At 62.5% G+C, this 12,540-nt stretch carries 10 protein-coding genes; 2 read left to right on the forward strand and 8 right to left on the reverse strand.

Annotation, left to right across the window (positions count from 1 at the left end; genetic code table 11):
• Positions 1 to 76: 76 nt before the first annotated feature.
• Positions 77 to 1,300, reverse strand: coding sequence for a lytic murein transglycosylase (locus AC1D1L_RS24530; RefSeq protein ID WP_477344009.1), 1,224 nt, complete (start codon positions 1,298 to 1,300; stop codon positions 77 to 79).
• Positions 1,301 to 1,507: 207 nt separating this feature from the next.
• Here AC1D1L_RS24530 and galU point away from each other — a divergent pair, with 207 nt between their 5' ends.
• Positions 1,508 to 2,413 (forward strand): UTP--glucose-1-phosphate uridylyltransferase GalU, encoded by a 906-nt coding sequence (gene galU, locus AC1D1L_RS24535; protein WP_112559276.1) that lies wholly within the window; start codon positions 1,508 to 1,510, stop codon positions 2,411 to 2,413.
• Here galU and AC1D1L_RS24540 read toward each other — a convergent pair whose 3' ends face one another.
• The gene (locus AC1D1L_RS24540) at positions 2,414 to 4,192 is read right to left on the reverse strand and encodes an outer membrane beta-barrel protein (RefSeq protein WP_477344011.1); all 1,779 of its coding nucleotides are present in this window, start codon (positions 4,190 to 4,192) and stop codon (positions 2,414 to 2,416) included.
• A gap of 150 nt (positions 4,193 to 4,342) precedes the next feature.
• Here AC1D1L_RS24540 and AC1D1L_RS24545 point away from each other — a divergent pair, with 150 nt between their 5' ends.
• Complete coding sequence (locus tag AC1D1L_RS24545) at positions 4,343 to 5,338, forward strand: KpsF/GutQ family sugar-phosphate isomerase (RefSeq protein ID WP_477344012.1); 996 nt, start codon at positions 4,343 to 4,345, stop codon at positions 5,336 to 5,338.
• 77 nt (positions 5,339 to 5,415) lie between these two features.
• Here the strand turns inward: AC1D1L_RS24545 and AC1D1L_RS24550 are convergent, their stop codons facing one another.
• The 6 genes from AC1D1L_RS24550 to AC1D1L_RS24575 all read right to left on the reverse strand — a co-directional run bounded on the left by AC1D1L_RS24550 (position 5,416) and on the right by AC1D1L_RS24575 (position 12,482).
• Positions 5,416 to 5,880 carry an NfeD family protein gene (locus tag AC1D1L_RS24550; protein ID WP_112559279.1) on the reverse strand — a complete coding sequence of 155 codons (465 nt, stop codon included), beginning with the start codon at positions 5,878 to 5,880 and terminating at the stop codon, positions 5,416 to 5,418.
• Between the two features lie 37 nt (positions 5,881 to 5,917).
• Positions 5,918 to 6,868 (reverse strand): SPFH domain-containing protein, encoded by a 951-nt coding sequence (locus AC1D1L_RS24555; RefSeq protein WP_112559280.1) that lies wholly within the window; start codon positions 6,866 to 6,868, stop codon positions 5,918 to 5,920.
• A 158-nt stretch (positions 6,869 to 7,026) separates the two neighbouring features.
• Positions 7,027 to 8,091: a ferrochelatase gene (gene hemH / locus AC1D1L_RS24560; protein ID WP_477344014.1), complete on the reverse strand. Its 1,065-nt coding sequence runs from the start codon at positions 8,089 to 8,091 to the stop codon at positions 7,027 to 7,029.
• A 157-nt stretch (positions 8,092 to 8,248) separates the two neighbouring features.
• Positions 8,249 to 10,270, reverse strand: a complete 2,022-nt coding sequence (locus AC1D1L_RS24565) for a 5'-nucleotidase C-terminal domain-containing protein (RefSeq protein WP_477344015.1) — start codon at positions 10,268 to 10,270, stop codon at positions 8,249 to 8,251.
• A gap of 201 nt (positions 10,271 to 10,471) precedes the next feature.
• Entirely contained in the window at positions 10,472 to 10,849 is a 378-nt protein-coding gene (locus tag AC1D1L_RS24570; protein ID WP_477344017.1) for an Omp10 family outer membrane lipoprotein, read from the reverse strand.
• 187 nt (positions 10,850 to 11,036) lie between these two features.
• Positions 11,037 to 12,482 carry a homospermidine synthase gene (locus tag AC1D1L_RS24575; RefSeq protein WP_477344018.1) on the reverse strand — a complete coding sequence of 482 codons (1,446 nt, stop codon included), beginning with the start codon at positions 12,480 to 12,482 and terminating at the stop codon, positions 11,037 to 11,039.
• Between the last annotated feature and the right edge of the window lie 58 nt (positions 12,483 to 12,540).

The raw sequence follows: 12,540 nt of genomic DNA on the forward strand, positions 1-12,540 counted from the left end.
CCCTCGCAGGGATCATGCGCAGATCGATGCTACAGCGTCCCTTGCGCGTCGCAAATGCGCTGCACTGCAGCTGGCCCTATTTCTTTCTGAGCCATTTGAGCACTTCCATGCTCGGATACCCGTCCTGGGTCAAGCCGACCTTTGCCTGATAGGTCATGATGGCGGTTTTCGTGCCGTCACCGATCTTGCCGTCGAACTTGCCGTCGTAAAGCCCGTGCTGCGAAAGCCGCTTCTGCAACTCCTGCCTTTCCTCGAAGGACAGCTTGGTGAAAGGCCGCTTCCAGTCCTGCACCAGACCACTAGAGCCGGCGATTTCGTCGGCAAGAAGGCCGACGGCGAGGGCATATTTGTCGGCGTTGTTGTAGGCCTTGATGACGGAGAAGTTCTTGATCATCAGGAAGGCCGGTCCGCCGCGGCCGTCCGGCACTTTCAGCGTCGCTTTGTCGGTTGCGTTCCTGAACGGCTTGCCATTGGCCCTGGCGACGCCGAGCGCCTGCCACTGCGCCAGCGTCTTCGAGCCAGCGGGCAGTTTGCCGGCCGGAATGGTGACCTCATAGCCCCAGGTCTTGCCACCTTGCCAGCCATTCTTCTTCAGCAGATTGGCTGATGTCGCCAGCGCATCGGGGATCGAATTCCAGATGTCACGCTTGCCGTTGCCGTCCATGTCGACGGCATAATGCTGATAGCTGGTCGGGATGAACTGGGTCTGGCCCATGGCACCGGCCCAGGAGCCCATCAGGTGGCTTTCGTCGATGTCGCCGGTCTGCAGGATTTTCAGCGCGGCGACCAGTTGGGTGCGGGCGAATTTCGAACGCTTCGGGTCGCCATAGGCGAGCGTCGCCAGCGAGCGGATGACATTGCGCATGATGTCGTCGCGCTTGAGGATCTCGCCATAGTTCGATTCCATCGACCAGATGGCGAGCAGGATGTAGCGATCGACGCCGAACCTCGCTTCGATCCGGTCCAGCCACGGCTTCCATTTCTTGGCCATCTGCTGGCCGACGGCAACGGACTGGTCATGGACGCGGTTGTCGAAATAGTCCCAGGCGGGCGCGCTGAACTCAGGCTGCGTGCGGGCCTTTTCCAGCACCACCGGGTCGGGTTCGTTGATGCCGCGGAACGCCTGGTCGTAGACCGCGCCGGAAACACCGCCGGCCACAGCGGTGGCGCGGAAACCGGCGACCCATTGCCGGAAACCGGCATCGGCAAAGGCCGGCCCGGCAGGCATCAGCAAGGCGAGCGAGAGGCTGGCTGCCGTCATGACGCTGGTAAAACGTTTTGCGGCATTGCGAACGGACATCTTTTCCCCCTTCTTTATCTCAGGAAAGACCATTCATCGCCGAACCGGGTTAGGAATTAGTTTACCATAGGTGCCGTCGGGAACGAAAAGACACGTCGATGCTTTAGGCACTGGAAGTTCTCACCAGCAGCTCGTAATCCTCGATTTCGGCGTGAAAATGTCTCGAAACGGGATTGCGGAGCAGGCAATCAAACGGATAATTGACGTATGAAGCGAGTTCGCAAGGCAGTTTTCCCGGTCGCCGGTCTCGGCACGCGGTTCCTCCCGGCCACCAAGGCCATCCCCAAGGAAATGCTGACCGTCGTCGACCGGCCGGTCATCCAGTATGTCGTCGATGAGGCGCGCGAGGCTGGCATCGAACATTTCATCTTCGTCACCGGCCGCAACAAGGCGGTCATCGAGGACCATTTCGATATCCAGTTCGAGCTCTACGACACACTCGCCCAGCGCGGCAAGGACGAGCAGCTGGCCCGCCTGCAGCGGCTGCAGCCGGCACCAGGGCAGACCTCGTTCACCCGCCAGCAGGTGCCGATGGGCCTCGGCCACGCCGTCTGGTGCGCGCGCGAACTCGTCGGCGACGAGCCCTTCGCTCTTCTCTTGCCCGATATGATCATGCAGTCGGAAAAGAGCTGCATGAAGGCCATGGTCGAGCTCTATGAGGAGACCGGCAACAACATCATCGCCGTGCAGGAATGCGATCCGGCCGAAACCCACAAATATGGCATTGTCGGCCGCGGCGAGGACACGCATCACGGCTTCCGCATCACCGAGATGGTCGAAAAGCCGAAGACCGGCACTGCGCCGTCCAATCTCTACATTAACGGCCGCTACATCCTGCAGCCCGAGATCTTCACGATCCTCGAAAGCCAGGAAAAGGGCGCCGGCAACGAGATCCAGCTTACCGACGCGATGCTGAAGCTGGAAAAGCAGCAGCCTTTCTTTGGCTACCACTATCAGGGCCGCACCTTCGACTGCGGGTCGCCGGAAGGGTTCGTCGAGGCCAATGTCGCCTTCGCGCTGTGGCGCAGCGACATGAACGAAAACATGGCCGGCGTCATCCGCACGCTGCTCGACGAGATGAAGCCGTCCGAGCGCCGCGGCGTCGCCTTGTAGCTAACGCTGCAATTTCAGCCCCAAATAGACGCTGTTGGCGGTGTAGTTGCGCCCGGGCAGATTGCTGGTCAGCTTTTCGGTGCGGGCGCGGCTGGTGAGGCCGACATAGCGGTTCAGCCACCATGTCAGCCCGGCCTCGGCGCTCAGCGTCAGGTCATGCCCGTCGGAGCCGGTGTAGTCGCGCCAGTCGAGGCCAAGGGCGGCGTTGCCGGTCAGGTCGGCGCGGATCTGCCGCTCGCCGGTGAGGCGGCCGGAATAGAGGAGGTCGCCACTCTCATTGGCGGTCGTGCTGCCTTCGATCAAGGTTTGCGCGGTGAGGCCGATGATGGTGCCGCGTTCGGGCGACCATTTGAGGTCGGCATTCACCGACGCCCCCGAATTCGCCTCCAGCCGGTTGTCGTCGATCGCTTCCCGGAGCCAGCCGGCGGAGAATTCGCCGGCCAGTTTCTCGCCCATGTCCACTTCGACACCGGCGCGCGCGCCAAGCCGCGTCGACGACCGTTCAAAGCCGCTTGAATCGACGCGCAGATCATAGGCGCGTCGGCCGACTTCGACTTCGGCGAAAGGCGTGATGGCGGGCGAGATCTCGTAACCGGTGCGCAAGGTCGCGGTGTAGAGGGTGGAATCGCGATCCTTCTGCGACAACACGGTGCCGTCCGTCAGCTTCGCGTCGCCATAGATATCGTGGGAGACCGCGCCGGTCAGCCCGAAGCGGAGCTTGCCGACATCCTTCTTGACCGCGAGGCTGCCGTCGACGGTCTGGCGTATCGGCTGCGAGGTGACGCCGGCAATGGCGTCGGGCGAGGAGGCCGATTCCGGCGCAATCTCGTAGCCGAGTTTGGCGATGGCGCGCAGTTCATTGTCGAGGTCGACATTGAGTGTGCCTTCGATACGACCGCGCCCCTCGTTGATCTTCTGGCCCGAAATGGTGTTGCGGAAGTTGCCGTAGCCGTCGATGACAGCCGAATTCTCGCGCCAGTCGGAGGCGGCAGAGAAACGCAGCGCCGTTTCGGACAGCACCGCCGACTTGCCGCCGGAGCTGGAATCGGCGTTCGACGTGACGGTAACGCCTTGCTCCAGCGTCGGCCGCAGCAGGAAGGAGCCAACCTTGATGCCGGTTGCCGCGTAGGGGTCGTCCTCGGGCTTCTTCTTCTGGCCTTCGATGGCATCGGTACGCTCGGCGCCAGGGTCGAGCTTCTGCCGGTCGACACTATCGACGGTGAGGGCACGGCGGTTGGCCGTATCCTGCTCGGTGTCGTCTGTCGTGTCGGTCGGCGTTGTTCCGGTCGTGGTCGAGTCCGTGGCCTGGCCAGGCTTCTTCTTGTCGGCAGCCTTGGTTTTGTCCTTGGTCTTGTCCGCATCGACGGCGCGTTGCTTTGCCGTCGACGGCCGGCGTGGCTGGACGGTTGGCGGTTGGTCGGCGAACGAATCGTCGGTGGCTTGCGGCGGGTCGAAAATGCTGTTTGCGCCGGCTTGTGACGGGTCGGTGTCGTCCGGTAAGGCGCCATCGCTGGCCGGCACATAGGCGGTTGGCGTGTTCTCCGTGGGGGCGGTGTCGGCAGGCGCCGGCTTGACCTGTGTGTTGGCCTTGCTCAATTGCCTGGCCCGGCGCTGCTGATCGGACAGGATCGCCGATTCCGAGACTTCACCGCGCAGCTCGGTTTCCTGGGCATAAAGCGCAGTTGGCCGCAGCAGAGCGAGCATGCTCGTCGCCAAGAGCAGAGCGCAAAAGGCTCTGCCCGTTCGACCTTTTTTCTTTTCAGGAAGGGCCCGCGACATCGTCACCACTGCTTGCGCGGCGCAAGCGCGCCATACTTACCGAACCGTAAAGGGGGATGGTTAACGGGAGGTTGAAGGGGTGCCTGTCAGACCTGGCCGGACGGCAATTCTGTTGGACAGGCGAACGGCAACGCGCTAAGCGCATCAGCCATGCATGCGGGATCCCCAGAAAAGAAGTCTTTGAAGGCTTCGATCGCCTCGGCGCTGAGAACGGTAGCCACGGAACAGGCCGGCCTGGCGGCATTGGCCGCCGCGCTGGAAAACGGACTGGCTGAACCCTTCGCGCACGCCGTCGACATTATCTCGCGCATCGATGGCCGCGTCATCGTCACCGGCGTCGGCAAAAGCGGCCATATCGGCTCCAAGATCGCTGCTACGCTCGCCTCGACCGGCACGCCCGCCTTCTTCGTCCATCCGGCGGAGGCCAATCATGGCGACCTCGGCATGATCGCCAGGGATGATGCCATCATCGCCATGTCGTGGTCCGGCGAGAGCAAGGAATTGATGGGCATCGTCGCCTATTCCAGGCGCTTTTCGATCCCGCTGATTGCCATCACCTCCGGCGCGACTTCGGCGCTGGCGCGCGCGGCCGACGTGGTGCTGCTTCTGCCATCGGTACCGGAAGCCTGCCCTCACGGCCTGGCGCCGACCACATCGACGCTGCTGCAACTGGTGGTCGGGGATGCGCTGGCCATCGCGCTGCTCGAAGCGCGCGGCTTCACCCCCGACCATTTCCGCACCTTCCATCCCGGTGGCCAGCTCGGCGCCAATCTGACCCAGATCCATGAGATTATGCATGTCGGCGACAGGCTGCCGTTGGTGGCTTCGGGCACCGGCATGCGCGAGGCGATCCTGGAGCTGTCGAACAAGGGCTTCGGCTGCGTGGCCATCACAGCGGCTGACGGCGCGTTGGTCGGCATCATCACCGATGGCGACATCAGGCGCCACATCGGCAGCAATCTCATGGAGATGAGCGTCGATCAGGTGATGACGAAAAAGCCGAAGACCGCCACACCCGACACCCTGGTGGCGACGGCGCTACAGACCATCAACAACTCGGCCATAACCAGCCTGATGGTGGTCGAGGGCAGGCGGCCCGTCGGGCTGGTCCACCTGCATGATCTGTTGCGGATCGGCGCCGCCTGAAAAAATAAGGGCGCATCAAATCCCTACGCGACGCGCCCTGTTTTTCCGTTCCGAAAGCGCTGCGCGCTTTCAAGCGTTCAAACGGCCTCGACCGTCAGTTCCAGATCGGTGTCGGCGGAACTGACGACGCGCACCTGTGTACCAGCCGGCAGGTCAGGACCGGAGACGCGCCACAGCGTGTCGCCGAGTTTTATGCGACCGCGACCATCCTTGATCGGTTCGGCAAGGGTAGCCATCTTGCCGACCATCTGTGCGCCGCGGCGGTTGAGCAGCGGCTGGTCGGTCGCGTCATGACGCCCGCCAACCAGCTTCTTGCCGGCGAAGGCCGAGACCAGCGACAGCGCCAGGAAGGCGAGGACCTGGACTTCCCAGGTCCAGAAGCTTGCGTCCCAGATCAGCAGGGAAACCACGCCGATCAACAGCGCGGCGATGCCGATCCACAGCATGAAGATGCCAGGCGCTATGACCTCCATCACCAGGAGGACGAAGCCCAGAACCATCCAGTTCCACGGGCCAAGTTCGGAAATGATGCGGTCGAACATCGGAGTGAGCTCCTATGACCTCAGTTCTCGTCTGATCTCAGTTCTCGCTCGGGCGAACCACCGGAGGGCGGGCAGCCTGCCGCGCGGCGCCGGCGGTGCCTTCGCTGCGGAACACCTCTTTGGCGATCTCGCTAATGCCGCCGAGCGTGCCGATCAGCGCCGAGGCTTCCATCGGCATCAGCACGACCTTGCTGTTGTTGGCGGTGCCGATCTTGCCCATCGCTTCGGTGTATTTCAGCGCCACGAAGTAGTTGAGCGCCTGCACGTCACCCTTGGAGATGGCTTCCGACACAACCTGGGTAGCGCGGGCTTCGGCCTCGGCTGAGCGTTCGCGCGCCTCGGCGTCGCGGAAGGCGGCTTCCTTGCGGCCTTCGGCCTCGAGGATCTGCGACTGCTTGAGACCTTCGGCGGCAAGGATCTGCGCACGCTTGTTACGTTCGGCCGTCATCTGCCGGCCCATCGATTCGATGAGGTTGGCCGGCGGATTGATGTCCTTAATCTCGACGCGGGTGATCTTGATGCCCCACGGGTGTGCCGCTTCGTCTACGACGCGCAGCAGCCGCTCGTTGATGGCGTCGCGGTTGGACAAGAGTTCGTCGAGGTCCATAGAGCCCATCACGGTACGGATGTTGGTCATCGTCAGGTTGAGGATGGCGTTCTCCAGGCCGGCGACCTGATAGGCGGCCTGCGCGGCATTGAGGATCTGGTAGAAGGCGATGCCGTCGACACCGACTATGGCGTTGTCGCGGGTGATGATTTCCTGGCTCGGAACGTCGAGCACCTGTTCCATCATGTTCATCTTGGCGCCGATACGGTCGACGAACGGCACGATGAGGTTGAGGCCGGGGCTTAGTGTTTTGGTGTAACGACCAAAGCGCTCCACCGTATAATTGTAGCCTTGCGGGATTGTCCGGATGCCTTTGATAAGAAGCACCAACACCAGAAAGGCAAGCGCACCAATCGCAATACCGAAACCACTGAAGTCCATTTAAATCTCCCTCAGATGCCGGCCATGGCGTTGATTCCATGCAACCGACTTCACCAAACACTTAGGTGTGTTTCAATAATGTTACAATCAGGTGATCGCTGATTATTAGTGCGTAGAATACCGCAACAGTGGCGATCGATCGCTACAACGTAGCGGGCTCAGGCCCAGCCCGACAGTTCGCGCCGCACCATCGCCTCGATCACCGCCATGCCTTCTGCGCTGTCGTTGAGGCATGGGATGTGGGCGAATTTCGCGCCGCCGGCGTGGTGGAAGGTCTCGGCCGCCTCGCGGCCGATTTCGTCCAGCGTCTCGATGCAGTCGACGGAAAAGCCGGGATTGACGATGGCGATGGATTTCACGCCGTCTTTGGCCAGTTTCTCGACCGTTTTGTCGGTGTAGGGCTGCAGCCACTCCTGGGCGCCGAAGCGCGACTGGAAGGTGATGATCAGTTTCTTTTCATCCCACCCCAGTCGTTCGCGCAGCAGCCGCGTCGTCTTCTGGCAGTGGCAGTGATAGGGATCGCCCTTCTCGAAATAGGGCTTCGGGATGCCGTGATAGGAGGTGATGACAACCTCCGGTTCGAAGTCTAGCGTTTCCAGATGCCGCTCGATCGAAAGGGCGAGCGCCTCGATGTAGACCGGCTCGTCATAGTAGGGCGGAACACTGCGCACGGCAGGCGCGCGGCGCATCTTCATCAGCGCGCGAAACAGCTGGTCGTTGGCGGTCGCTGTGGTGGTCGCCGAATATTGCGGATAGAGCGGAAAGGAAAGGATGCGGTCGCAGCCCTGCGAGACCAGCTTTTCGGCAACGCTCGCGGTCGAAGGATTGCCGTAGCGCATCGCCCAGTCGACGGCGACATTGGGGAGATCGCGCAGTGCTTCGGTCAGTTTTTCGCTCTGGGCGCGGGTGTAGGTGCGCAGCGGTGACTCGTCCCTCTCGCGATTCCAGATCCTGGCATAGTTGGCGCCGGACTTCTTCGGCCTCGTGGTCAGCACCAGGCCGTAGAGGATCGGATACCAGATCGCCTTGTTGAGCTCGATGACACGCGGATCAGACAGGAATTCACGGAGGTAGCGCCACATCGGCTTGAAATCGGTGCCGTCGGGCGTTCCGAGATTGACCAGCATGACGCCGATCTTGCCGGCCTTGACCGGCGGATGTCTCGCCGGCAACGGGCCGAGCGCTTTCGCGGCTTTGGGGTCGACAGGCGTGGAAAGCGTCATGGAAGGTCTCCCGACACCGCGCGAAACCGACGATGTCGCGGCGAAACTAGCGATGCGGCGCGCGTTTTCAATGCTGCGTCTGGCCGCACCTTACCCTGAAAGCCAAAACCCCCCGTTTTTCCGGACGGGTTTTGCTGGTCGCATGCGCGAAGCGAAGTTACTTCGGCGGTATGGTCAGGGTCGCGCCGACGGGAAGCCGGCGTGGCTCGTAGCCCTTGTTGGCCTCGGAGATCACCTTCCATTTGGTGCCGTCGCCATAGGCCTTCTTGGCCAGGTCCCAATAGGTATCGCCGGCGACGATGACGTGGCTGGCCTCGGCCGGCTTTGCCGGCTCGGCGGGGGCAGGCGTTGCGGGAGCAGGGGCTGTTTCAGCCGGTTTGGCCGGTTCGGTAGGCGCTGCCGGGGCCGTTTCCGCCGGCACACTTGGCGGGGTGGTGGATATGTCGCCGGAGCCTGCCGGCAACGCGGGCATCGCCGGCTCCGCCTCGGCCGGTTTTGCCGGCTCAGCCGGAGCAGGTGCCGGTTCAGCTGGCTTGGCCGGCTCGGCGGCCGGAGCCGCCGCTACGGTTGCCGCGACCTCGGTGATGCGGCCGTCGAGCTTCGGCGTATAGGGCCGGTGCGCGGCGAGATAGTCGGCGACCACCTGTTCCAGGCCGGGGCCGTAATCATAGGCGTTCTTGGCCTTCTCGGCGAAGACCTTGTAGCCGTCGCCGCCCTGGCGGACGTAGTTGTTGGTGGCGACCAGATAGTCCTTGTCCGGATTGATTGGCGCCCAGGCGCCGCCTTCCATCACCTCGACCGACTTGACGCGGCCGGCATTGGGCGCGACCGACTTGTCGAAGGCGTATTTGAGACCTGCCACCTGCGGGAAGCGGCCGGCGCCGTCCTCGACCTGGCTGACGCCGTTTTCCAGCCCGGCAACCAGATCCTTGCCGGAAATCTGGAAGGTCGCCAGCGTGTTCTGGAACGGCAGCACGGTCAGCACCTCGCCCATGGTCACGGTGCCCTTGTCGATCGAGGCACGCAGGCCGCCGCCATTGGAAACGACGATCTCGACGCCCTGTCCCTTGACGCGGTCGAGGATGGCGTCGGAGACGAGGTTGCCCATCGCGCATTCCTTAGTGCGGCAATTCTCGCGGCTGCCGTCGATGGCCTCGGTGGTCTCGGCCACTTCCTTGTTCTTCAGCGCCTCGATCGGCGCGCCGAGTTCCTTGATACGGGCAAGCACGGCCGGATCGGGGGTAATCGACTTGTCGAGGAAGATCGGGTCGCCGCTGGCTTCCTTGACGACGCCATTGTCGTCGAACACGACCTTGAACTCGCCGAGATATTTCGAATAGGACGCCGCCTGCACCACCGGCACCTTGGAGCCGTCGGGGTTGTCGACCATCGTCGGATAGGGGCCTTCCGCCTTCGGGTCGGTGTTGGAAAGAAGCGAATGGCTGTGGCCGCCGACGACCACGTCGATGCCGGGGATCTTGGCAATGACATCGCGCTCGCGCCGGTAGCCGATATGGGTGACGGCGATGATCTTGTTGACGCCTTGCGCCTTCAGCTTCTCGACCTCCGCGGTGATCGACTTGACGTCGTCGGCGATGGTGATGTTGGGGCCGGGCGAGGCGAGTTCTGGCGTGTCGTTGGTCACGGCGCCGATGATGCCGATCTTCTGACCGCCGACCTCGACGACGATCGACGGCTTGATCTTGCCCGCGGCGCCGGACTTGTCGTTGGACAGGACATTGGCGCTGACGACCGGGAACTGTGCCTTGTCGAGGTAAGGTACCAGCGCGCTCTCGCCATCGTCAAACTCATGATTGCCGAGCGTCACCGCGTCGGGCTTGATCTGATTGAGAAATTCCTCCTCCGCGGCGCCCTTGTAGGTGATGTAGAACAGCGATCCCTGGAAGCTGTCGCCTGCATTGAGCAGCAGCACGTTCTGGCCTTCGAGCTTCTTGCGCTCCTGGGCGATCGCGGTGACCAGCCGGCCGGCGCCGCCGATGCATTCACCCTTGGTCTCCTCCTCGGCCGAGCAGGTCGACTCGTATTTGTTGTTGCCTTCGATGCGGCTGTGCCAATCGTTGAAATGCAGGATGTTCAGCGTGTAGTCGGCAAAGGATGGTGCGGCCGACAGGCCAAGCGTCGAGGCAGAAAGGGCGGCAATGGCAGCGAGCTTCTTCATCTTCGTCTCCCGGATGGATGTGGTCGAGCCGTTTAACGCCCAGCGTGAACGGGGCATAACAGCCAGCTTTTCCGGCATGTTCACATCGCGGTTGTGGCGATGCAAGAAGAATCAGGGTGGACGAAATCGGCATCGGTTTGCCGGCATAAAAAAGGCGGCGGCATCGCGCCGCCGCCTTTTCGCAAGGCCGTATGCGATGGCTCAGCTGCGCCTGGTCAGCACGAAGTTCTGGCCGGCGGAGCTGGTGCAATTCAGCTGGTTGATCGACACCAGCAGGCAGTTGAACGCGATCGGCTGCTGCCGGATCAGCGAAGTACCGTTGATCTCGACCGAGGTGGCCCCGGTCTTGGTGTAGCTGCCATCAGCGAACTTCTCGCCGGTCTCTGCCGAAACGGTGGTGAAGACGCCGCCGCTCAATGTCGAGACCGCCTTGCCTTCGGCGTTCAGCCAGGACCCTTCCACCCCGCGTGGCTGCGATCCGACCGGTGGCCCGTCGGAGCCGCCGGTGGTGCAGGCGGCAATCATCGTCGCAAGAGCGCCCGCCGCGCCCGCCGAAAGAATTTTGCGCGCAATCGTCATATGAAATCCTCTCCTGACGCATCGGCCCAATCGCCAAACGACGTTTGGGAAACACGATGTGCGTGGCCTCAAGTTTCCAGAGCGGCCCCTCGTGCGCCCAAATGGATGCACACTGCTCTCGTCCGCATCCCTTCAATCGCCCGATTTCCGGGCGATTGCAAGGCAGTGAGGCAGGGGTATGGAACCGCTATCGGACGAGGATGTTGCGGAATTGCCACGGGTCGTTTTTGTCGAGGTCTTCCGGGAACAGACCCGGACGGTTATCGAGCGGCGTCCAGTCGGTGTAGTAGCCCTTGACCGGCCCGAGATACTGGGACTGCACTTCCAGGCAGCGCTTGTAGTCCATCTCGTCGGCTTCGACGATGCCGGCCTCCGGGTTTTCCAGCGCCCAGACCATGCCGGCGAGAACAGCCGAGGTGACCTGCATGCCGGTGGCATTCTGGTAAGGGGCCAGCTTGCGTGCCTCAGCCAGCGACAGCTGCGAGCCGTACCAATAGGCGTTCTTGTCGTGGCCGTAGAGCAGCACGCCGAGTTCGTCGACACCGTCGACCAGCTCGTTCTCGTCAAGCACATGATGCACGGGCTGCGCCTTGCCTGCGGCGCCGAACATTTCATGCAGCGACAGCACGGCGTCATTGCAGGGGTGATAGGCGTAGTGGCAGGTCGGACGGTAGTGCACCTTGCCCTTTTTGCCGCGCACGGTGAAGAAGTCCGAGATCGAAATCGCCTCGTTATGCGTCACCAGGAAACCGTATTGCGCGCCCGGCGTCGGGCACCATGAACGCACGCGGGTGTTGGCGCCAGGCTGCTCCAGGTAGATCGCCGCCTTGGAGCCATGCTTGTGCTTCTTGCCGTTCTTCGGCATCCATTTCTCATGTGTGCCCCAGCCGAGCTCGGCCGGCTGCAGCCCTTCCGAGATGAAGCCTTCGACCGACCAGGTGTTCCAGAACACGTTCATCGGCTTGGGCTTCTTGGTGCGCTGGGTGTCGCGCTCGGCGATGTGGATGCCCTTGACGCCGGCCTTCTTCATCAGCCTTGCCCAGCCGTCGCGGTCGTCCTGCGCCGGTTCGGAGAATTCGAGGCCGAGATCGCCGGCGAGGTTCAGCAGCGCCTGCTTGACGAACCAAGAGACCATGCCCGGGTTGGCGCCGCAGGTCGAAACCGCGGTCGCGCCGCCGGGCTTGTCGTGCTTTTCCTTGATCATGGCTTCGCGCAGCGCGTAGTTGGTGCGGCTGGCATTGTCGGCCGTGGTGTCGAAGTAGAAGCCGAGCCACGGCTCGACGACGGTGTCGATGTAGAGCACGCCGAGCTTGCGGCAGAGCCGCATCAGGTCGACCGAGCCGGTGTCGACCGACAGATTGACGCAAAAGCCCTGGCCGCCGCCATTGGTCAGCAACGGGGTCAACAGCTTCTTGTAGTTCTTCTCGGTCACGTGCTCCTGGACGAAGGCGATGCCGCGCTCGTCGAGCAGCTTGCGATCGGTGTCGAGCGGGTCGATGACCGTCATGCGCGACTTGTCGAACTTGAAATGGCGCTCGATCAGAGGCAGCGTTCCCCGTCCGATCGAACCGAAGCCGATCATCACGACAGGGCCGGTGATTTCACCGTAAACGGGCCAGTTTTCATTCGCCATTTTATCGAGCACTCCTTCAAAAAACCGGGGAAACTGGGGCAAAACACGCGCGAAAAAC

Source organism: Mesorhizobium sp. P2_D6, from assembly GCF_056404315.1.